At 36.9% G+C, this 20,087-nt stretch carries 22 protein-coding genes; 4 read left to right on the forward strand and 18 right to left on the reverse strand.

The annotated features are described in order from the left end of the window. From A5819_RS00885 to yidD, 9 genes are all read right to left on the reverse strand, one after another. Positions 1 to 576, reverse strand: coding sequence for a hypothetical protein (locus A5819_RS00885; RefSeq protein WP_086281013.1), 576 nt, complete (start codon positions 574 to 576; stop codon positions 1 to 3). 246 nt (positions 577 to 822) lie between these two features. Continuing rightward, on the reverse strand, positions 823 to 1,476 hold the full coding sequence (locus A5819_RS00890; protein ID WP_086281010.1) for a CBS domain-containing protein: 654 nt from the start codon (positions 1,474 to 1,476) through the stop codon (positions 823 to 825). Between the two features lie 4 nt (positions 1,477 to 1,480). Further along, a complete protein-coding gene (locus tag A5819_RS00895; RefSeq protein WP_086281007.1) occupies positions 1,481 to 2,182 on the reverse strand; it encodes an ABC transporter ATP-binding protein in 702 nt (233 codons plus the stop codon). Beyond that, positions 2,182 to 2,958 (reverse strand): ABC transporter ATP-binding protein, encoded by a 777-nt coding sequence (locus tag A5819_RS00900; RefSeq protein WP_086281004.1) that lies wholly within the window; start codon positions 2,956 to 2,958, stop codon positions 2,182 to 2,184. Before A5819_RS00900 ends, A5819_RS00895 begins: the two co-directional genes overlap by 1 nt. Continuing rightward, entirely contained in the window at positions 2,939 to 3,907 is a 969-nt protein-coding gene (locus tag A5819_RS00905) for a branched-chain amino acid ABC transporter permease (RefSeq protein ID WP_086281001.1), read from the reverse strand. Before A5819_RS00905 ends, A5819_RS00900 begins: the two co-directional genes overlap by 20 nt. Before the next feature lie 9 nt (positions 3,908 to 3,916). After that, positions 3,917 to 4,795, reverse strand: coding sequence for a branched-chain amino acid ABC transporter permease (locus A5819_RS00910; protein ID WP_086280998.1), 879 nt, complete (start codon positions 4,793 to 4,795; stop codon positions 3,917 to 3,919). Between the two features lie 112 nt (positions 4,796 to 4,907). Continuing rightward, entirely contained in the window at positions 4,908 to 6,074 is a 1,167-nt protein-coding gene (locus A5819_RS00915) for an ABC transporter substrate-binding protein (RefSeq protein ID WP_086280996.1), read from the reverse strand. Between the two features lie 490 nt (positions 6,075 to 6,564). After that, positions 6,565 to 7,443: an ROK family protein gene (locus A5819_RS00920; RefSeq protein ID WP_086280993.1), complete on the reverse strand. Its 879-nt coding sequence runs from the start codon at positions 7,441 to 7,443 to the stop codon at positions 6,565 to 6,567. A gap of 19 nt (positions 7,444 to 7,462) precedes the next feature. Beyond that, entirely contained in the window at positions 7,463 to 7,753 is a 291-nt protein-coding gene (gene yidD, locus A5819_RS00925; RefSeq protein ID WP_086280991.1) for a membrane protein insertion efficiency factor YidD, read from the reverse strand. A 218-nt stretch (positions 7,754 to 7,971) separates the two neighbouring features. On the opposite strand from yidD, the gene A5819_RS19110 reads away from it, so the two are divergent. Then, the gene (locus A5819_RS19110) at positions 7,972 to 8,121 is read left to right on the forward strand and encodes an SPJ_0845 family protein (protein WP_010771573.1); all 150 of its coding nucleotides are present in this window, start codon (positions 7,972 to 7,974) and stop codon (positions 8,119 to 8,121) included. A 51-nt stretch (positions 8,122 to 8,172) separates the two neighbouring features. Here the strand turns inward: A5819_RS19110 and yihA are convergent, their stop codons facing one another. Then, on the reverse strand, positions 8,173 to 8,754 hold the full coding sequence (yihA, locus tag A5819_RS00935) for a ribosome biogenesis GTP-binding protein YihA/YsxC (RefSeq protein WP_010760746.1): 582 nt from the start codon (positions 8,752 to 8,754) through the stop codon (positions 8,173 to 8,175). Positions 8,755 to 8,988: 234 nt separating this feature from the next. Then, positions 8,989 to 10,242 carry an ATP-dependent Clp protease ATP-binding subunit ClpX gene (gene clpX, locus A5819_RS00940; protein ID WP_010760745.1) on the reverse strand — a complete coding sequence of 418 codons (1,254 nt, stop codon included), beginning with the start codon at positions 10,240 to 10,242 and terminating at the stop codon, positions 8,989 to 8,991. A 189-nt stretch (positions 10,243 to 10,431) separates the two neighbouring features. On the opposite strand from clpX, the gene A5819_RS00945 reads away from it, so the two are divergent. After that, positions 10,432 to 11,460, forward strand: a complete 1,029-nt coding sequence (locus A5819_RS00945; protein ID WP_086280987.1) for a lactonase family protein — start codon at positions 10,432 to 10,434, stop codon at positions 11,458 to 11,460. Between the two features lie 77 nt (positions 11,461 to 11,537). Here the strand turns inward: A5819_RS00945 and anmK are convergent, their stop codons facing one another. The 4 genes from anmK to A5819_RS00965 all read right to left on the reverse strand — a co-directional run bounded on the left by anmK (position 11,538) and on the right by A5819_RS00965 (position 15,438). Beyond that, positions 11,538 to 12,665 carry an anhydro-N-acetylmuramic acid kinase AnmK gene (gene anmK / locus A5819_RS00950; RefSeq protein ID WP_086280982.1) on the reverse strand — a complete coding sequence of 376 codons (1,128 nt, stop codon included), beginning with the start codon at positions 12,663 to 12,665 and terminating at the stop codon, positions 11,538 to 11,540. 33 nt (positions 12,666 to 12,698) lie between these two features. Beyond that, positions 12,699 to 13,784, reverse strand: a complete 1,086-nt coding sequence (locus A5819_RS00955) for a DUF871 domain-containing protein (protein ID WP_086280979.1) — start codon at positions 13,782 to 13,784, stop codon at positions 12,699 to 12,701. Further along, positions 13,781 to 14,053, reverse strand: coding sequence for a hypothetical protein (locus tag A5819_RS00960; protein ID WP_086280955.1), 273 nt, complete (start codon positions 14,051 to 14,053; stop codon positions 13,781 to 13,783). Before A5819_RS00960 ends, A5819_RS00955 begins: the two co-directional genes overlap by 4 nt. A gap of 92 nt (positions 14,054 to 14,145) precedes the next feature. Continuing rightward, positions 14,146 to 15,438 carry a PTS sugar transporter subunit IIC gene (locus A5819_RS00965; RefSeq protein ID WP_086281428.1) on the reverse strand — a complete coding sequence of 431 codons (1,293 nt, stop codon included), beginning with the start codon at positions 15,436 to 15,438 and terminating at the stop codon, positions 14,146 to 14,148. A 602-nt stretch (positions 15,439 to 16,040) separates the two neighbouring features. On the opposite strand from A5819_RS00965, the gene A5819_RS19595 reads away from it, so the two are divergent. Together A5819_RS19595 and A5819_RS19600 are read left to right on the forward strand one after the other, a co-directional pair. Continuing rightward, a complete protein-coding gene (locus tag A5819_RS19595) occupies positions 16,041 to 16,685 on the forward strand; it encodes a hypothetical protein (RefSeq protein ID WP_254907179.1) in 645 nt (214 codons plus the stop codon). Next, positions 16,679 to 17,026, forward strand: a complete 348-nt coding sequence (locus tag A5819_RS19600; protein WP_254907180.1) for a hypothetical protein — start codon at positions 16,679 to 16,681, stop codon at positions 17,024 to 17,026. Before A5819_RS19595 ends, A5819_RS19600 begins: the two co-directional genes overlap by 7 nt. Before the next feature lie 501 nt (positions 17,027 to 17,527). Here the strand turns inward: A5819_RS19600 and lepB are convergent. The 3 genes from lepB to A5819_RS00990 are packed head-to-tail and all read right to left on the reverse strand — an operon-like array spanning position 17,528 to position 20,061. After that, positions 17,528 to 18,205: a signal peptidase I gene (gene lepB, locus A5819_RS00980; protein ID WP_086280947.1), complete on the reverse strand. Its 678-nt coding sequence runs from the start codon at positions 18,203 to 18,205 to the stop codon at positions 17,528 to 17,530. A gap of 10 nt (positions 18,206 to 18,215) precedes the next feature. Further along, the gene (locus tag A5819_RS00985; protein ID WP_086280944.1) at positions 18,216 to 18,893 is read right to left on the reverse strand and encodes a hypothetical protein; all 678 of its coding nucleotides are present in this window, start codon (positions 18,891 to 18,893) and stop codon (positions 18,216 to 18,218) included. Positions 18,894 to 18,915: 22 nt separating this feature from the next. Continuing rightward, a complete protein-coding gene (locus A5819_RS00990) occupies positions 18,916 to 20,061 on the reverse strand; it encodes a DUF916 and DUF3324 domain-containing protein (RefSeq protein ID WP_086280941.1) in 1,146 nt (381 codons plus the stop codon). Positions 20,062 to 20,087 lie beyond the last annotated feature (26 nt).

A 20,087-nucleotide genomic window follows, 5' to 3' on the forward strand; every position in this document is an offset into this window, starting at 1 on the left:
TTATGCTAGTTTGTTCTTTCTGCTCACGAATACTGCACCTGCTGCAGCTACGATCAATGAGCCAAAAGTAATACCGCTTAATGCGTAATTAGAACCTGTATTTTTCACTGGAGTTCCAGTTTTGTAAACAGGTGCGCCATTCGCATCTGTGATTGTTACTGCTGAGTAGCTTCCGCCACCAAAAGTAATTTTCACGCCAACAGCATTTCCAGCAGCAACTGCGTAATTTTGTACTTGAGAAATTACGTTAGCTGGCAATAATTTAATTGCACTTGCAAGAGAATTAGCACTTGATGTATTAACAGATACACTTTCAACTAATCCACGTGCTGCTTGAATATTTTTTACAGCCTCATCAGCTTGAGCTTGTGTTAAGTCAACACGTTTCAAGTGATTTGCAGCTGCGTTTGTTTCAGCCGCATCAAAATTGAATTTTTTACCGCCGATTGTTACACCAGCATTCAATTCATTAAGAATAGACTGTTCTGTTGTTGAAATAGCTCCATCAGCAGAAGCTGGTGTAGCAAAGCTTAATATCGCAACAACAGCCACGATAAATCCAATAACTTTTTTCATTTGTTTTCCTCCTATCTTAAATATTTATAATTAATTACAGATGTTCTGTAATAATCATACCAACAATAACCCCTATTGTTTTAGGACATAATGTACAAATAGTAAAACATTAAATCTTTTACTATTTAAGTGTGATTAAAAGAGATTCTCCTTACCACACTATATAAAACTATCACATGCCAATATAATAGTCAAACTCTTTTTCAGTAAAAAATTTCTGGTAAATTCTTGCTATTATTGACTTTTTTATACTTTTTTTGATATAAATACCGCTTCAAAAACATCATAATTTGCTTCTTTTAAAATTTTTTCAATTTGATCAGTCTCGCGACTTTCGATTTGTAACTCAATAACAGTTTCTAACTCTTTACGATTTACGATAACCGTCAAAATGCTAAAATCATTATCGGCTAGCAACTTTGTAATATCCGCTAATATGCCTTTGTGATCTTCTGGAATGCGCAGTTGAACACGTGTCCCACCGTCATTGTACCCTGTGATTTTTAAGAATGCATCGAAAATATCATTATTTGTAATAATTCCGACTAGTGTCTCGTTTCCGTCTACAACAGGCAATACCCCAATATTATTTTGACGCATTTTAAAAATACCATCTTCTAAAGAAGCGACTGGTTCAATAGTTTGAACCTCTTTTACCATGATATCTGCTACTGTCGTCTTGTTAAGTAGGTAATTTACTTCATAAACGCTTAAGCTAGTAGCTTTTGATGGCATTGCAGATTGAATCGTGCCTTCTGTGATCAACCCAATTATGCGCTCATTTTTGACTACAGGTAAACGATGAATATTATTTTTTTTCATCAAATCTACCGCATCAAAAATTTTCATTTCTGGTTGAGCAACGACTAAATTTTTTGTCATAAAATCACTTACACTCATGCTTTTATCCCCCTAGATAGGCTTTTTTAACTTCTTCACTTTCAAGAAGCTCTTTTCCTGGACCGCTTAAAACAACTTCACCCGTTTCTAAAACATAGCCTCGATCTGCAATGGAAAGTGCCATTTTCGCATTTTGTTCAATTAGTAAAACGGTTGTTCCTTGTTTATTGATTTCTTTTATGATATTAAAAATTTCTTGAATAAAAATGGGTGCTAATCCCATCGATGGTTCGTCCAGTAGCAATAGTTTTGGTTTAGACATCAGCGCCCGTCCCATAGCCAACATTTGTTGTTCTCCACCTGATAAAGTAGCTGCATCTTGGTTCTTTCGTTCTCTCAAAATAGGAAATCGTTCAAAAATCATCTCATAATCTTGCTTTAGCTCGCCATCTTTTCTCAAAAAGGCACCCATTTCTAAGTTTTCCTGAACCGATAATCCAGCAAAAACATGGCGACCTTCTGGAACTTGACACAATCCTGAAGCAACAATTTTTTGTGGAAGCATTTTTTGGATCTGTTGCCCTTCAAAAGTGATCGTTCCATTTGAGGGTCGATTCAAGCCTGAAATCGTTCTTAAAATCGTCGTTTTTCCAGCCCCATTGGCGCCAATCAACGACACGATTTCACCTTGTTCTACATTAAAACTAACATCACGAACAGCTTGGATTACGCCATAATGAACGGATAAATTTTCAATTGTTAACATTACAGTTCCCCCCCAAGATAGGCTTCGATTACTCGAGGATCGTTTTTGATTGTTTCTGGTTCCCCTTCAGCAATGATTCTGCCATATTCTAACACATAAATTCTTTGACAAACTTCCATGACTAAACTCATATCATGCTCGATCAACACAATCGTAATTTGAAATTCTTTTTGGATTTTCCTGATTAGTTCAGTTAAATCCGCCGTTTCTTGTGGATTCATCCCAGCTGCTGGTTCATCTAAAAATAACACTTTTGGCTGTGTTGCCAACGCACGCACGATTTCTAAACGTCTTTGTTCCCCATAAGGAAGATTTTTTGCTAGAGTTTGAACTTTATCTTCTAAGCCAAAAATCGCAAGCAACTCTAAAACTTTCTTTTCCATCTCTTCTTCTTTTTTATAAAAAGTTGGCAAACGTAAAATACTCGATAGGATACCTTCTTTATTTTTACTATTCATTGCGATCAATACATTATCCATGACCGTCAAATCTTTAAATAAACGAATATTTTGGAAGGTTCTGCTCAAGCCCATGTCGGCAATATGATATGGTTTCATTCCGTTTAAGACATGCTCTTTCCCTAAAACATCTAATGTCACGGTCCCATCGCTTGGCTCATAAACGCCGGTCAAAAGATTAAACAGCGTTGTTTTACCAGCACCATTAGGACCGATCAAGCCAATCAATTCGTTGGGTTCTAAAGAAAGATTGACATTTGAAACGGCAGCCAGCCCACCGAAATTTTTTGTTAAGTTCTTAACGTTCAATAGAGGCATTTGTTTTGTCCTCCTTCTTCTTGAAGATTTTTTTTACCGAAAATTCCCACGTTCCAAGTAAACCACCTGGCTTGAAAATCATAATAATGATCAAGGCCAATGCGTAAATGATCATTCTTAATGCGCCTGCATCCTGTAAAAACATGTTCAAAATTCCTAGTACAATGGCTGCAATAAAGGTCCCTGTCACGCTACCGATGCCACCAAAAACCACGATGATCAAAATGTCGATTGACTTCATGAAACCAAAATCTTTTGGTGCAATCGTTTGAACATAACTTGAATAAATAGCACCTGCCACACTAGCTGTAACCGCACCAATAATAAACGCAACTACTTTATATTTAGTCGTATTAACGCCCATTGATTCAGCAGCAATCTCATCTTCTCTGATTGCCATTGTTGCGCGTCCTGGTCCACTGTGAATAAAATTAACAATGATCAAGGTCACAATAACCACAAATCCAAAGACCATCGACCAGTTGACCATTGGGGGAATACCAAAGATTCCAGCAGGGCCATTCGTGATATCTTTCATGTTGATAATAATGATTCGAATAATCTCAGAAATTCCTAAAGTTGCAATCGCTAAGTAATCGCCTTTTAATCTCAATGTTGGAATCCCAACTAATAATGCCACGATCCCAGATAAAAAGATTCCTAGTAAAATCCCACTAAAAAAACCACCCATTGTAGGATATTTAACGGACATGATCGCTGCACTATAAGCCCCGATTGCCATAAACCCAGCATGCCCTAAAGAAAACTGACCTGAAAAACCAATAATCAAATTCAATCCTAAGGCTAACATAATATTGATTCCGATCGTAATCAAGGTATATTCAGTGAAGGGTGTAATAACCCCTGTAACATATAATACATAGATAAAAGCATAAGCTAATGCGGCAAGTAAAAGCCAAACGAAGTTATATTTTAAATTCTTTTTCATACTTACCACCTACACTTTCTCTTTGATGTTCTTGCCGAGAATACCAGCAGGACGAATCAATAAAATAATAATCAACAATGCGTATACGACTGCATCTTTATAATCTGAAAAACCAAGTGCTATCGTGATCGTTTCCAACAAACCGATCACAAAGCCGCCCAAAGCTGCACCAGGTATGATCCCGATTCCACCTAAAACTGCGGCAACGAAAGATTTAAGTCCTGGAACAACACCCATCATAGGATCGATAGAGTTATAATACAAGCCTATCAGCATACCTGCTGCTGCAGCTAACGCTGAACCTAAAGCAAACGTAAATGAAATAGTCCGATTAACATTGATCCCCATCAATTGCGCAGCATCTGCATCAACCGAAACAGCTCGCATTGCTTTACCCATCTTGGTCTTTTTCACAATCAATTGCAACGCAATCATCAGGACTAGGGATATGACTAAAATAAGAACTTGAATATTTGAAATTTGAATAAAACCTAGTTGATAATTTTTAAATTCAATTGCTTGCGGAAATGATTTTTTCTCAGGTCCTAACCAGTAAATCATCCCGTTTTGTAGTAAAAATGAAACCCCAATCGCTGTAATCAAAGCTGCAATTCGTGTTGATTTTCTTAGCGGTCTATACGCTAAAAATTCGATTACAACACCGATTACCGCAGCTCCTGCCATCGATAAAATTAAGGCTGGGAAGAACCCTAAACTTAATTTATTAATAAAGAAATACCCCATAAAACCACCTAACATATAGATTTCTCCATGGGCAAAGTTGATCAATTTGATGATCCCGTATACCATTGTATACCCTAACGCCAATAGCGCATAAATACTACCTAGAAAAAGTCCATTGACTAGTTGTTGGATAACTACTTCCATGTTTATCACTTCCAATGTTTTAGAATAATTGCTATTTAATAAATGAAAAAAGAGGATGGACAAAACGCGGAACCTTGTCTCACCCTCTTTTAGTTTCGTCACGATAATGTTGTTAAGGATTTACAGCATCCGCAGATGTTTCTTTTCCTTCTGTCAAGCCTAGTACAACAGCAGATTTTTCAGGATTGTGATCTTTATCCATCGTCATTTTCCCTGTTACACCAACAAAGTCTTTTAATGAAGCTAAACCTGCTGTAATGTCTTTTGAATCTGCTGAATCTTTATCTTCCATTGCTTGTTTCAACATGTAAACTGAATCATAGCCTAAAGCGTTAAATGCAGATGGTTGTTTGTCATATTTTTTCTTGAATGCTTCTACAAATGGTGTTACTTTGTCTGTTGCAGGTGCTTTTTCTGAGAAATGACCTGTGTAATAAACTTCAGATACATTTTTCGCACCAGCGATTTCAACTAATTTTTCATCACCAAATCCATCAGCTCCAAGAATCGGTTTGTCGATGCCCATTTCACGTGCTTGTTTGATGATCAAGCCAGCTTCTGCATAGTAGCCTGGGATGTAGATTGCATCGTAATCAAGGTCTTTGATTTTTGTTAAGATGGCTTGGAAATCTTTGTCTCCTGCTGTAAAGGTTTCTTCTTTAGCGATCTTGCCTTTAAATGTATCTTTGAATGATTTTGTTAAGCCAATAGCGTAATCACTTGAGTTATCGCCAATGATCACAACGTTTTTCGCTTTCAAATTGTCTTGCGCAAAATTTGCTAAGATGACCCCTTGGAAGGTATCTTGGAAACAAGCTCTGAAAATATATTCTTGCACTTTGTCGTTTACAACAGTGATGCTGTCATCCGTCCCGGAAGGTGTGATAACTGGAACTGCCGCTTTCGTCATATTTGGAATCGTTGCTTTTGTTGCACCAGATGTTGCTGGCCCCACGACTGCAACAACTTTATCTTTTGCCGTTAAATTGGCTGCGACTGAGGTTGCTTCGCCATTTTCTGATTTATTGTCTTTTTCGATCAACTCTAATTTTTTTCCTAACACGCCACCTGCTTCGTTGATTTCCTCAACGGCTAAAGTGATTCCTTCTTTTTCAGCGTTCCCATACGCTGAAACATCTCCAGAAAGCTCCATGTTCATCCCAATTTTGATCGTATCGCCTTCAACCTTATTTCCACCGCCGCTTGCGCCTCCGCCAGCTGCTGGACCACATGCTGCTAGTAAAAAGAGACTAGCAAATAAAAAGCTAAATTTTTTCATTTTATTTCCCCCTTGATTTTAAAGCTGATTGTGTTGATTAGCTCTGACTGGAAAATAGGAAAAACAGAATGTGGTGTCTTTTACCACAATCAGTTCTTATCTTTTTCCCAAAGAGCTAGCACAAAAAGCTAGATGATTTTAAAGCTTGTTGTGTTGGTCAGCTCTGACTGGAAAATAGGAAAAACAGAATGTGGTGCTTTTTGCCACAATCAGTTTTTATCTTTTTCCCGAAGAGCTAACACAAAAAGCTAGATGATTTTAAAGCTGAATGAATTCGTAAAGCCAGATAATTTTCTTTGCATATATAATTATTAAAGAAGTATGTATACAAATATAATCAATAACGAAAGAAATGTCAATGAATTTTCAGAAAATTTCTATAATTCAAATTATTAAGATTTGTACGTTACTTATAATCCAAGATTTTACTCTCTCTTTTTCGTAAAAAAAACGTCTCCTTGCACTCAGCAATTCGACGTTTTCGATTCGATTATTCGTTATTCTTTTGGCTCGTGATAAAATTAGCGGCCGCTCCAATCAGATTGGCATCATTTTCATATTTGCAGGTAACGATTTTTGGGATAAAGTCATTTAATTCAAAATGCGCTAGTTTTTCTTTCATTCGACGATTGACTTCATCTAACAATCCTTCTTTAGCAGAAACACCGCCACCCAAAACAATCATCTCTGGATCAAGTGAAAATTGAATGCTAAACAGGCCTTGGGTTAAATACTCATAAAAGAGATTGACTTCTTCTTTGGCCAATTCATCCCCATTTTCTGCTAAACGAAAAACATCTTCTCCAGTAAAGGTTTCTTTCTCTACGCCTTTTCGTTCGCAATAACGCCACGCCATTTGCACCGCAGTTCCTAACTTACTAAAGGCTTCTCCTTCATTTAGGTACATCAAACCAAATTCGCCGCCATAAAGATGGGCGCCTTTAGCGATTTGCCCATTATGAAAAATTGCCCCACCGATTCCAGTACCAACAACAACAAAAGCAACTTCTTTTTTCCCTTTTGCCGCTCCTTCATAAATTTCAGCCATCCCAGCACAATTTGCGTCGTTTTCGATTGCAACAGGCAGGTTAAATAGTTCTTCCAGTTCTTTAAAAATGTTAAAGCCGTGGATATACGGAATTGCTGAAATACCATTGATCAATTGTTTTTCAACATCAACCACACCTGGTGCACTTAATGCTACCCCTTCAAAATCTTGCGCCATTCCAACAAATACAGCTAATAAGGACGCTTTCATTTCTTCCCATGTTTTAGGAGTAGTGAATTTCCCTTTGTCGGTCATTTCTTGTCCGTTCCAAACCCCATATTTTACTGCTGAACCACCAAAATCAAATGCCAAAATCGCCATGTTTTCTGCCCGCCTTCATCTATTTATTGTGTTTGTTTCTTCTATAGTTATAGGGACCATGATATTCTTGATCCGGGTTTCTTTTTAAACTAAATTTCAACGGTACATAATCGATCCCGCCTTTGGTCAGCGGATGACATCTTAAAAATCTCGCTGTCCCCATTGTCACACCTTTGATACTGCCATGTGTTTGGATGGCATCGATCATATATTGTGAACATGTTGGGTGATAGCGGCAACTAGCTGGAAGCCCAGGTGAAATAAAACGCTGATAGCCGCGCACCATTCCAACAAAAATATTTCCTGCCATTTCGTCCCTCTTTTCTCTATTCGAAAAAACTATACCTTGTTTTGTAATTGAATGCAAGCTTACAAATTGAAAGTAAAACTATTTTTATATAGATTCTTACGATTTGAAAAAGAAAACTATTCAAATTTCTGAAAGGATGCTAAACTAGAGAAAAGAAGTGAAGGCTGAACAAGGTCATAAGCTTCTATTCAATCTAAAATGAAATGGAGTAAACCAGCATGGGCTTAAAATTTGAACGTACAGATGACTTAGATAAATTGTTTGACTCTTTTGCAGTAGATCCTAAAAAAGTCGAAATGCCGAAAGAAGAACTAGAAAAACAAGCAGCGAAAGCTGAACAAAAAGAAGAAAAGAAAAAAGAACAATAAAAAAGTAGCTTTGACTGCTCTCATAAGTGAGTCGTCAAAGCTACTTTTTTATTATAAATATTTTTCAATCGCTTGCCAGGCTTCTTCTTTTCCTTCTTTGGTTTGCGAAGAGAACAGAATAAAATCATCAGATTTATCGAAATTCAAGGCTTTCTTGATCACACTCTCATGTTTATTCCATTTACCACGAGGAATTTTATCTTTCTTCGTTGCAACCACGATTACTGGGATATCATAGTATTTTAAAAACTCATACATTTGAATATCTTCTTGTGTTGGTGCATGACGCAAATCGACTAACGAAACAACAGCCTTTAATTGCTCTCTAGTTGTCATATAGGTTTCGATCATCTCGCCCCATTTAGCCCGTTCCGTCTTCGACACTTTGGCATAGCCATAGCCAGGAACATCAACAAAATGCAAGGCGTCTTCAATTAGGTAAAAATTCAACGTTTGCGTCTTCCCTGGTTTCCCAGAAGTTCTGGCTAAATTTTTACGGTTGATCAACGTATTGATAAAGGATGATTTTCCGACATTTGAGCGACCTGCTAAAGCAATTTCTGGAAGCTCTGTTTCCGGATACTGTTTAGGTGAAACCGCACTAATAATAATTTCTGCGTTATGAACATTCATAATTGAACCTCCTTCGTTTAAAAGCGGAACAAGCCGTTTAGCTCTGACAGAAAAATAGGAAAATAGGAATAAGGTGCTTTTTACCTTATTCCTATTTTATCTTTTTCCCGAAGAGCTGGCTTGTGCAGCTAGATAAGTTAAAAAGCTGAACGAACTCGCAAAGCTAAATAACGTTGTTGTATAAAAATCAGTAAAAAAGTAGAGACGCATCTCTACTTTTTTGTCTTTTAACATTTAGCCAGCTTTTTTATCTTTTTTATTATACACAATCGCTGGTTTCCCTGTACCTTCAACCGCCATTTCGGTGATGATCACTTTTTCGATCGTATCATCTGATGGCACATCAAACATCACATCCATCATGATTTCTTCAATGATTGAACGTAAACCGCGAGCACCTGTATTACGCTCGATTGCTTTATTGGCAATCGCACGAAGAGCATCCTCATCAAATTCTAGTTCTGTGTCATCTAAAGATAATAATTTTTGATATTGTTTGACTAGTGCATTTTTAGGTTCAGTCAAGATACGAACTAAATCATCTGTCGTCAACTTCTCTAATGCAGCTGTAACAGGTAAGCGCCCGATAAATTCAGGAATCAAGCCGAATTTCAACAAATCTTCTGGAATGATTTGTTGCATTACGCTCTCGTCTTCATTCAACTTGCTGTTTTTTGTACCGAAACCGATTGTTTTTTCGCCTAAGCGATTTTTTACCATGTTTTCAATCCCGTCAAAGGCTCCTCCAACAATAAACAAGACATTTGTTGTATCGATTTGGATAAATTCTTGGTGGGGATGCTTACGTCCGCCTTGTGGTGGCACGCTAGCAACTGTTCCTTCCAAAATTTTAAGCAAGGCTTGTTGCACGCCTTCACCTGAAACATCTCTTGTGATTGAAACATTTTCACTCTTACGGGCAATTTTGTCGATCTCATCAATATAGATAATGCCTTTTTCAGCACGCTCTACATTGAAATCTGCTGATTGTAACAGTTTCAATAGAATATTTTCTACGTCTTCCCCGACATAGCCTGCTTCTGTAAGACTTGTTGCATCCGCAATCGCAAATGGTACATTCAATGTTCTAGCCAATGTTTGGGCTAAAAATGTTTTCCCAGAACCTGTTGGTCCAATTAAACAAATATTGCTCTTTTGTAATTCTACATCTTCAGAGCTTGAATTTTCTGATTGATTTACACGTTTATAGTGATTATAGACAGCCACTGCTAATGAGCGTTTTGCCTGATCTTGTCCAATTACATATTCGTTTAAGACATCCAATATTTCTTGAGGTTTTGGGACATCCGTTAATTCACGTACGGCTTCGTCGTAAAATTCTTCATCAATAATCTCTTTACATAAGTCGATACATTCATTACAAATATAGACACCAGGTCCAGCAACGATTTTTTTCACTTCTTCTTGTGTCTTACCACAAAATGAACAGCGAACTGCACCATTGTTGCTATTTGTATTATCGTACATGCGTGTCACCCCTCTAAAATTAAAAATGACTGTCGTTACAGTCTTAAAATATAATAGCATAAATCAAGTGAAAATGCGAACATTGGATTTGGAAAGATTTGCTAAATAAAGGAATTCTTATGGTATACTAAAAGAGTTAAATCAATTGCTGATTCTTAGTAGTATTCAGTAAAAAATGGAGGGAATTTCATGCTGGAACAAATTTTATTAGGGACGTATACACGTCGAGAAAGTAAAGGGATTTATCAGATTACGTTAGATACAGAAAATGGAACACTTTCTGACGCAACTTTATTAGTAGAAGAAACGAGCCCAACCTACTTAGCGTTAAATCAAACAGGTGACTTATTCAATGTTACTTCGGTTGATGGTGAAGGTGGTATGGCTGCTTATAAACACAATAATGGACAATTTGATTTATTAAATAAAGTCACTGAAGCCGGCGCTCCTCCATGTTATGTAGCGCTTGATGAAGAAAAACAACTGGTTTTTGGTGCCAATTATCACCAAGGAATCGTTCATGTTTATCGTATTTTAACCGATGGACAATTAGAACATACGGATAAGATCGTCCATGATGAACCAACTGGACCGCATGAAAATCAAGACAATGCACATGTACATTATACAGACTTAACACCCGATCGTCGTTTAGTAGTCTGTGACCTTGGGACTGATCGCGTGTACACATATGACGTCAGTGAAGCTGGCAAATTATCTGAGGTTGCCCAATATGTAGCAGAACCTGGAACTGGTCCTCGTCATTTAGTCTTCCACCCAAATAATCAATTCGCTTATCTGTTTGGTGAGTTAGATAGTACTGTGACGGTTTTAGCTTATAATGCGGCTGATGGTTCTTTTGAACAAGTTCAAAAAGTATCCACTTTACCTGTTGGGTTCAACGAATTCAACGGTGGTGCAGCGATTCGTATTTCAGCAGATGGACGTTTTGTTTACGCATCAAACCGCGGACATGATTCGATTGCTGTTTTTGCAACAACGGAAGACGGTAGTAAAGTTGACCGTATTCAATTGATTTCAACAGAAGGTGAGATCCCTAGAGATTTTGATTTAGATCCTACAGGAAAATTTGCCGTTGTAGCGAATCAAAATACGGATAATTTAACCCTTTATCGTCGTGATGAAACAACAGGTCTTTTGGAAATGATCCAAAAAGATGTTTACGCACCTGAGTGTGTCTGTGTTTATTTTAAATAGAAATATAAAAAGAGCGGTGCAAAATCCTAATTATTTTGCACCGCTCTTTTTTTTAATTTCTATTATTAACCACTTATTTAATAGTAGGTGATACTCCCTAATGGGACAGCTTTTTCCGCACCGGTAGCACTTGGAACATTGTCGGGACAATGCTGTAAGGTTTGATTGGCTAAAACAGCCATCGCAATCGCCTCTTTGGCTTCTGAAGAATAACCCATTTCCTCTTGGATCATCACCTTGACTTCTGGAAGCTCTGCTTTGATCATTGCAATCAAGGTTTGATTGTAACTCCCCCCGCCGCCAACAATCAATTCCGTTTCATCTTGAATAAACGGTTGAACAGCTTTGGCAATGGTTTTAGCAGTAAACATTGTCGCTGTTGCAATAAAATCTTTTGGGACAAGTGACCATTTTTCAAGTAGGGCTGTCGTAAATTGTTTGCCAAAATCTTCTCGTCCAGTTGTTTTTGGATAAGGTTTTTGAATGTAAGGATGCACTAGTAATTCTTCTAACAACGCTTGGCTAACTTTGCCTTGACTAGCATAAGTTCCATTTTCATCATACGCTTGATTGAAGAAGTACAAGCATAGTTCATTCATGATGACATTGCCTGGTCCAGTGTCAAATGCGATCATATCGTTTATGTTTCCTGATTTTGGAATTACTGTTACATTGCCGATCCCACCAATATTTTGCAACAATCTAGTTGTATTTTGCTTTTGATATAACACGTATTCTGAATATGGAACAATTGGTGCTCCTTGACCGCCAACTGCCATATCCCGTTCTCTAAAATTCGAAACCACCGTTGTTTTCGTTCGCTCACAAATCACTGCCGGATCTCCAATTTGAAATGTCGAGGCGTAAAGAGTATCTCGAGCAAAAGGAATATGAAAAATAGTCTGACCATGACTGCCGATAAAAGCAAGTTCCGTCGAAGCAATCCCAGCTTGCGTACAAACAGCTAAGGTTGCTTGGGCAAAGCACTCCCCTAATTCAATATTCAAGGAACAAATTTTTTCTACGTCCGAACTTTCAAGTGATAGTGCTTCACGAATTCGCTGCAAAGTTCCCTCACTAAAGGGTACCGTTAAAAAGTCGATCAGTTTAACGGCTGTCGTTTCATTTTTACCAGAAATTTCTACTAATGCGGCATCGATGCCATCTAATGATGTTCCTGACATTAAACCTATTGCATAAACCATCTGTTTCTCCTCTATTCTATTTTTTAATCCAATTTAGACTTCATGGAAGGCAAATTTTTGCCATGGTCTAAGGTACGATAATAAGATCTGATCAGCTGCGGTAACTTGGCCTACCACATTGGATTTCCCAGCGTTTTCCATCGGTAATAATGCAACTTGCAGTTCTCCTGCGTAATGAGCATATAGCGAGGTTTCAATAATAATATCGCCAGTATCCATGTTGACTGTATTAAAAGGGATGAACTCATGTCCTTTGTATTTTACACGACTTTGCGTTGAACGGATCACATAATCAGAGACATCCCCACGATTAAAGTGAAACTCTTCTAAAATAATTTTTCTTTCTAGTGCTGGAGTTTTTGGATCGATCACACAATCAAGCGTTAAACGATATGGGTCGATTTCACTCAATGCTTTTAACTCTGCTTCAGAGGCAAAGGCATTGGCAATGATCACATCATCGATCACATTTGTCGCCCATAAATGTTTTGCTTGAGTGGTGATTGGCCAAGTTCGGTGCATTTCTAAGGTACATAAGCCTTCTTCTACTGGCCACGGCCCAATCGTTGCCGTGGGAGAATTAATAAATGCGGCTGTCCGAATCCCATGTTCTTTATAGACTTCTGATGTTGCAATAAAATGGTCATAATTCAATCCTGTGTAGCGATGGGGATAAAAATTATGGCAGCCCAATAATTTATCTGAATTTGCTTGATAGCTTAGAATATTTTCCAAATATCGAGTACCTGAACTAATGTTTAATTCAATTGCTAACTCTTGCTGATTAAACGTCATGATCGATTCTTCATTTCCTGTAAATCCCATGTCTAAGCGAATTCCGTCCGCTCTGATTTCTTTAAAAAATAATAAATCATCATAACTGATGCCTAATGCTCCAAATACTTTAGGACTCACATCTGCAATAACTTCCATTCCTAATGATTTTCCATGAGCAATCGTTTCTGTAAACTCTTTGACAATCTGGTCTTTGCCTGCTTCTCCCGATAATAAACAAGTAAAGACACGCTTAAAATTATATTTCGCCGCTAAATCCAGATAGTCTTTGATTTCTGCTACACTGTTATGATTTGGGTAAACTGAAATCCCTAATTTTCTCATTGACTCGACCCCTTTTTAGTTTGTTCAGCTAATAATCGACTACTTTCAAAAAAGACAACAGCTAATAAACCGCTGATGCAAAAAATCGCTTGTTTGATCATTTCCGGCATAGTTGGAAATAAAAGTGTTGGAATCAACGCAATCAAAAAGACCGAACAACCGATCAACCAACGATTAGGTAATAAATCCTTCTTTTTTAAATAGTGGGTCATAATCAACCCAACCACGATGAATAAAACACTTGTGGCCATAAATACTAATTTCGTCATTCTATTCGTCTCCTCGTCTCAAAAGAAATGACGAAACGAAAATGTAGTAACAAGGATTTTCGTTTCGCTCATTTTTATCTGATTAGCCGTCTTTAGTTGCTGACAGCATGTTCTTTTTCCAATTCATTGTTATCATATATCATCACAAATGGATAATAGATCACGACGGAAATAATGATCAGGACAACACTTAAAACTGCTGCACGCCAATCGCCCCCCGTTGCTAAATAAGCGCCAATCGGTCCAGGTAATGTCCAAGGTGCCGTAAAGATCACACGATTGACCAAACCAAACTGAGTGACAAACCAAGCAATCGTTGCAGTCACCATTGGTGTTAAAATAAACGGAATGATCAAAATCGGATTCAATACGATCGGTGTTCCAAAAATCAACGGTTCATTGATATTGAAAATAGCTGGTGCTAACGTCGCTTTCCCTAGTTTTGAAGCAAATTGAGATTTTGTTTTAAATGCTAATAATAACGCTAGTCCAATTGTACAACCTGATCCACCGATCCAGACAAACCATTGATAAAAAGGCTCTGCCGCAATATTTGGTAGTTCTTTACCAGCTGCCATTGCCGCAGTATTTCCATCCAATAATTGCAACCACAACGGTCTTGCTAACGACCCAACGATCGATACACCATGAATCCCGAATGACCAAAAGAAGGTAATCATAAAGATCAAGAATAAGACACTTGGCAAACTATCTGCAGCGCTTACTAAAGGGCTTACAATTTTAGAAATCGTTGAATGCCAATCGAAACCAATAAAGTAAGTTAACGTAGAAATCCCTAAAATAACAATCAACGTTGGTGTTAACGTTTCAAACGATCTCGCTACAGCAGGTGGTACTTGTTCTGGCATCGTGATTTTGAATTTTGATTTATCCGTTAAACGATAAATTTCAACGGCCAAAATCGATGTGATGATTCCAACAAACATTCCGCCGCCACCCAAATTAGCCATTGGCAATACAAACCCAGCTGTTCCAGCCGCATCTAACGCTTCTGCTGGAATATTGACTGGAACAAACGTCAATAGAAAAGCGATCGTTGCTAAAATTCCACCTGAAATGACATCCAAGTTATATGTTTTGGATAAACTTGCCCCAATCCCAAATGTTGCATACAAGGTCATGATGTACATCGTCATGCGATAAGGTAATAAAATAGTTGCCGCATTTGAAGTTAAAAACTGCGTGATTCCCCAATCCGCCGGTAACGGTGGAAAGGCAATAATTAAGAAAAATGATCCAATGATGATCAACGGTAATGTGGCAATTATCCCATCTCTGATCGCACGTAAATGACGCTGATTCGCCAATTTTGCCATGGGACCTGCTAAATGTTCTTCGATAAACTCAGTAAACTTCTTCACTATTCTCATCTCCTATTTTACATTGAACTGATATAAAAGCCCTTACAAAAACAATCAAAAAAATTGAAAAAAATCGACATAATTGCCTGAACCTACTTATTTGACCCACCAAACTAAACAATGCCTACGAATCTATCTACATCAATTAAAAACGATCATCCCTCCTGCTAGCCCATTTTTTCGTTTTTATCGTTAGTGAAGTGAATAATGCGAATCGATAATTAGCTATTTCTTCTATCGACAACCCCATCATACAGTTAACGAATCTTTTTTTCAACATTTTTATCTAAAAAACGAAATAATATTTCAATAAATAAACGAACATACCGAAAAAAGCACGCTTAAACATTCAAAAAGATTAAAATACATTAAAATACAATCTTTTTAATTGAAATTAAATTCCTAAAAAATGAACGAACATATGTAACGAATCAAAATCGTGGATGCAAGATAATCAACTGGACAGTTCTTTGGTTTTGAAACATTTTAAGAAATGATTCAAAGACCAGCAACCGTCACTCGAAAACATTCTCTAAATGTGACAAGTATGATTACCAACTATCGGTTATTTCTTCTTTTTTCTTAAATATAGAAAATTTACTACCTTGTATTTTCAAATCTTAAATAGTAAATGCCTGTATTATCAAATTAGCACTATACAAATAAACTTAATATTAACACCAAAAGAACGATATAATATACTCTGGATAATAAATGAAGGAAGAATTAGAATTTTATGGGGAATTTTACTATTCGTTTGGTTTGGATTTACTACAAAGGTTGAGGCTCAAGAGAAGTATGAAATCAGTGAGAATAATACTAATCTGATTGAGGAACTCACCTCAGCGGAACCTGCAAATTCAGATTACATTAATAGTACTATTGATATGTATTATGAGGTACCTTCCGAAAATGATTCTAGCGAAGATTTTAATTCATTTTTAAATTCAGTTCTAGTTGAGCTAAAAAACTACGATAATGATCAAGATGAAAAATTAGAAAATCAGCTTGAATTTGCTGAGGAAAACGTTGACTTATCTTTGGATAACAACTTACCTCGAACGTCTAGAGCTTTAGTTGCAACACCTTATGATATCGCTTTAGGAGCATACACTGCTGGAATTAAACTGGTAGAACGGAGAGGACATTGGCAGACTGCTAATTATATGAGGTTCCAGCAAACAGAGTCAACTCAGCATATACACCAGCAACGTATTACAATACGAATGATACTTGGGCTAAAATGGTAGATAGTGAAGACTTAATGCGCTCTTACTACGGTCGTTTAAAAGCTGAAGCTTTCCGAGGAGGCAGAGCTTCAGGATCTTTTGCAGGATCACATACGTTCACAAGTGGACATTTACTCACAGCTTTACGAGGTGTGTCTTATACAGTGTCCTATAAACGACAAGCAAATGGAAATTACTTTACTACTGTAAAAGTTACTGATATATTTGATTTTGCTTGGGAACCAAATGGATATAGTAATAATTTTGCTGTCGGTTTTGGGAATAACTATTGCTATGCTATGCAATCTCGTGGATATATAAAACCTTATAAAATTGAAATAGTAAGATCTATGTCAAGATAAGATAGAACAGGAGTGAGTTCTCATAAAATATAACAAGTTGCTAATCATTTCACTTAGTTGTCTATTTATAGTTTTGAAAGTTGTTGGAACTTTTCTGACACTGAATTTTTTACCTATTCAAGACCCTGAATCTTTAACAATGGAAGAAAAGTTTAAACTACAAAAAGAATTTTCTATCAATTATGATTTAGGAAATTCTATGATAAATCTAAGCAAACTATTTTTTGTAGTTTTGATAGTGTACTCGATATACTCATTTTATGTTTTTTGGAGAAGCACTCACACTAATAACGATGATTTCATCAAATAAGATATTTTTCCTCCTTTGCGTACTTATATGTAAATAAGGTTTTTATATGGATCAAATTCTACTATCCGAAAATATCACTAATGATGGGAAAGGTGTTGTTTTAGAAAGCCTTTAGTTCATCTTCACTAACTTTGAATATAGCATAAAAAAAGGATGGAACATCTCCATCCTTTTTGTACTATATTCCCACTCTAAAAACTCTTCATCTCACCAAACGGCAAAAGCTGCATCGTAACTTTCCCAATCACATTCTCTTTTGCAATCAAACCATAATGCCGACTATCAGTCGCGTACGGTCGATTATCCCCCAAAACCAAATAGTATCCCTCAGGAATCACAACAGCAGAAGTTAACGTTCGATTCGTGAAATCTTCTGTATAATTTTTGCCATTGCGCTGGCTTTCATTGATTTCATCCATAATAAATTTTTCATCTATCGGCTGGTCATTCACGAAAAGTGTATCATCTGTATATGCAATTTTTTCTTCTGGCAAACCAATGACTCGTCTAATTTGTGTGTTCCCATTGCCACTTTTAAACGCAACTAAATCAAACCGTTTGAAGTCAGTTGTTTTTTGAACAAGGACCTGATCTTTTTCTCGTAACGTTGGGATCATACTAAAACCGTGAACCGTTACGATCGTCAGGAAAAAGGAGCTGATGACAAGTATCAATACGACACTCAAACTTATAGCAACGATAAGTTCTTTTAGATCGTTTTTGACGGGTTGTTTTTGGTGTTTGATCTTTTTATTATGGTGTGGTCCTTTTTTGTTTCCTGTCTTTTTTGCTGGTACTTTTTGAGAAGAACGTTTTTTTCTTGTAGTTGACGGTTTCTTTTTTCTTATGCGCTTTGATTCTTTCTCCATCGAAAATCACTCACTTGGATAACTTTTCTTCTTTAAAAGCAGATTCATTCACTTTGTAATAATCAAATGTTTCTTTTTCATAGACTTGCGCTTTCTTGATATCGGCTATAAAACTATCCACCAATTCTTGGTTGCCGAAAAAGTTTTTGGTTTGCGTACTTGCATTCATCCCTAATTGTTTGACTGAATTATAGTACCGATTCAAGGTAATTTGTCCTTCTTCTGAATTGACGTCACTTGCTTTTTTTGTCCCGTAGCTTGCCATAGAGGTGGCTAAGTAACGAAGGTTTTTTTGTAATTTTTCTTCATCATCACTTTTATCACGAGCTACAATCAGCTGATCTTCAAAATCCCGCAATAGATAGTAGCCTTTCACAACCGAATCTGAATCCTCCGTTGTCAAATTCATCGACTGATAATAAGAAAGATACGACATCCCACCAGCTAAAATAGCTGTTATTACTGCCATTACCCAAAATAAGCGTACGCTCTTTTTTTTCTGTTTCATCAACTGCTGTTTTTTTCGTGCTATTTTTCTATTTTTCTTTTTGTTTTTAAATTTTTTATTCGGAAGTTTTTTTAGCATAGCACGTTTACGAAAAAACTGCACTAAACAATAAATTGATCCTAGGAGCGCAACGATTGATAGTGCTATCCCTATGATGAAAACCCAATCTAAAACAGACATACACTTCAGCTCCTATACTTTTCTAATCCTTTTTCTTACTACTTTTTCCATTAGATGAACCTTGCTGTTTTTTCTTTTTACGTTCTTTTTTTAAAGCTAATTCTTTTTCTTGTTTTTTCTTACGGAGTATCCGAATAATCACGAAGATCAAGATAATCAGCACTAATACACCTGCAACGATCAGAGCGATCAATTTCCAGTCCAGTCCTTTTTCTTGTACTAAGCCAACATCCCGTTCGTTGAATTTATTCGCATCTTTATCTGAAATGGTAAAATCTTTAGTCCAAGCCCATTTTTTGTCACCAGACGTCACGAGAATATCCGCTACATAATCACCCGCCACCATGCGTTCCCCATTCATACTGACAGGAAAGTCAATAAAGGAATTGGGTGCCATTCTCATGGCGGTTTGTTTGCGTTCGTAAAGAACAGTGTCTTTGCCCTTGGGTTTGATTTGGACTTCAACTGTCATATCATTTAAATAGGCTGCCATCACATTGGAATAGTTAATAAAAATAGCATTGCGATAATTGCTTTGTCCAGCTTTTACACTGTTTAATTCTAAATTTGGAGCAAGCACTTTTTCTGATTCCTGCAACACAACACCAATCACATAGGCATATTGGTTAATGATTTTTGAGCCGCCTTCATTAGAAGTCGTGCCATTTTGATTTGCTCTCATCAACTGGATTCCGCCAGCAATCACACCATCAAAGCTTGTTTCTGGCATTTGAATAGTCAAATCCAGATTCTTGGTTTCCCCAGGTGCCAGTTCAACTGTCTCTGGTCCTGTTACAATGTTGGTAAAATCAAAGGGTAATGATGGATCGTTTTTAATTGTGGATTCACCATATTCAATCACACCATTTTGGTTCGTCTTTGCCCCATTTAATTTAACGTCAATCGTCACTTTTTCAGTACCAGGATTACTTAATGCGATGGAAATCTGTTGATTTTTACCTGGCTCCATTTGCAATTTAAAGTACCCTAGGTCTTTTTTGACTTGATTATCAGGAAAGGTAATGCTGTACGTAAATCCTGTTGCGCCAGCAGGATTGTTATTTTGTTTTTCTTCAGCATGATTCGTGGATGGACTAAAAAACAGACCGATGGTTATGATTAGGATCGGTAAAAGCCATTGTTTGATTGTTTTTATGTTTTTTTTCATTGTAAACCTCGTATATTCTCAATTAT

The organism is Enterococcus sp. 7E2_DIV0204 (assembly GCF_002140855.1).
Classification (GTDB): domain Bacteria; phylum Bacillota; class Bacilli; order Lactobacillales; family Enterococcaceae; genus Enterococcus_L; species Enterococcus_L lemimoniae.

Bases quoted from the DNA above. Each gene is read 5' to 3' on its own strand.
- A5819_RS00885 (WP_086281013.1), bottom strand. From the start codon at position 576: ATGAAAAAAGTTATTGGATTTATCGTGGCTGTTGTTGCGATATTAAGC.
- A5819_RS00890 (WP_086281010.1), bottom strand. From the start codon at position 1,476: ATGAGTGTAAGTGATTTTATGACAAAAAATTTAGTCGTTGCTCAACCA.
- A5819_RS00895 (WP_086281007.1), bottom strand. From the start codon at position 2,182: ATGTTAACAATTGAAAATTTATCCGTTCATTATGGCGTAATCCAAGCT.
- A5819_RS00900 (WP_086281004.1), bottom strand. From the start codon at position 2,958: ATGCCTCTATTGAACGTTAAGAACTTAACAAAAAATTTCGGTGGGCTG.
- A5819_RS00905 (WP_086281001.1), bottom strand. From the start codon at position 3,907: ATGAAAAAGAATTTAAAATATAACTTCGTTTGGCTTTTACTTGCCGCA.
- A5819_RS00910 (WP_086280998.1), bottom strand. From the start codon at position 4,795: ATGGAAGTAGTTATCCAACAACTAGTCAATGGACTTTTTCTAGGTAGT.
- A5819_RS00915 (WP_086280996.1), bottom strand. From the start codon at position 6,074: ATGAAAAAATTTAGCTTTTTATTTGCTAGTCTCTTTTTACTAGCAGCA.
- A5819_RS00920 (WP_086280993.1), bottom strand. From the start codon at position 7,443: ATGGCGATTTTGGCATTTGATTTTGGTGGTTCAGCAGTAAAATATGGG.
- yidD (WP_086280991.1), bottom strand. From the start codon at position 7,753: ATGGCAGGAAATATTTTTGTTGGAATGGTGCGCGGCTATCAGCGTTTT.
- A5819_RS19110 (WP_010771573.1), top strand. From the start codon at position 7,972: ATGGGCTTAAAATTTGAACGTACAGATGACTTAGATAAATTGTTTGAC.
- yihA (WP_010760746.1), bottom strand. From the start codon at position 8,754: ATGAATGTTCATAACGCAGAAATTATTATTAGTGCGGTTTCACCTAAA.
- clpX (WP_010760745.1), bottom strand. From the start codon at position 10,242: ATGTACGATAATACAAATAGCAACAATGGTGCAGTTCGCTGTTCATTT.
- A5819_RS00945 (WP_086280987.1), top strand. From the start codon at position 10,432: ATGCTGGAACAAATTTTATTAGGGACGTATACACGTCGAGAAAGTAAA.
- anmK (WP_086280982.1), bottom strand. From the start codon at position 12,665: ATGGTTTATGCAATAGGTTTAATGTCAGGAACATCATTAGATGGCATC.
- A5819_RS00955 (WP_086280979.1), bottom strand. From the start codon at position 13,784: ATGAGAAAATTAGGGATTTCAGTTTACCCAAATCATAACAGTGTAGCA.
- A5819_RS00960 (WP_086280955.1), bottom strand. From the start codon at position 14,053: ATGACGAAATTAGTATTTATGGCCACAAGTGTTTTATTCATCGTGGTT.
- A5819_RS19600 (WP_254907180.1), top strand. From the start codon at position 16,679: ATGGTAGATAGTGAAGACTTAATGCGCTCTTACTACGGTCGTTTAAAA.
- lepB (WP_086280947.1), bottom strand. From the start codon at position 18,205: ATGGAGAAAGAATCAAAGCGCATAAGAAAAAAGAAACCGTCAACTACA.
- A5819_RS00985 (WP_086280944.1), bottom strand. From the start codon at position 18,893: ATGTCTGTTTTAGATTGGGTTTTCATCATAGGGATAGCACTATCAATC.
- A5819_RS00990 (WP_086280941.1), bottom strand. From the start codon at position 20,061: ATGAAAAAAAACATAAAAACAATCAAACAATGGCTTTTACCGATCCTA.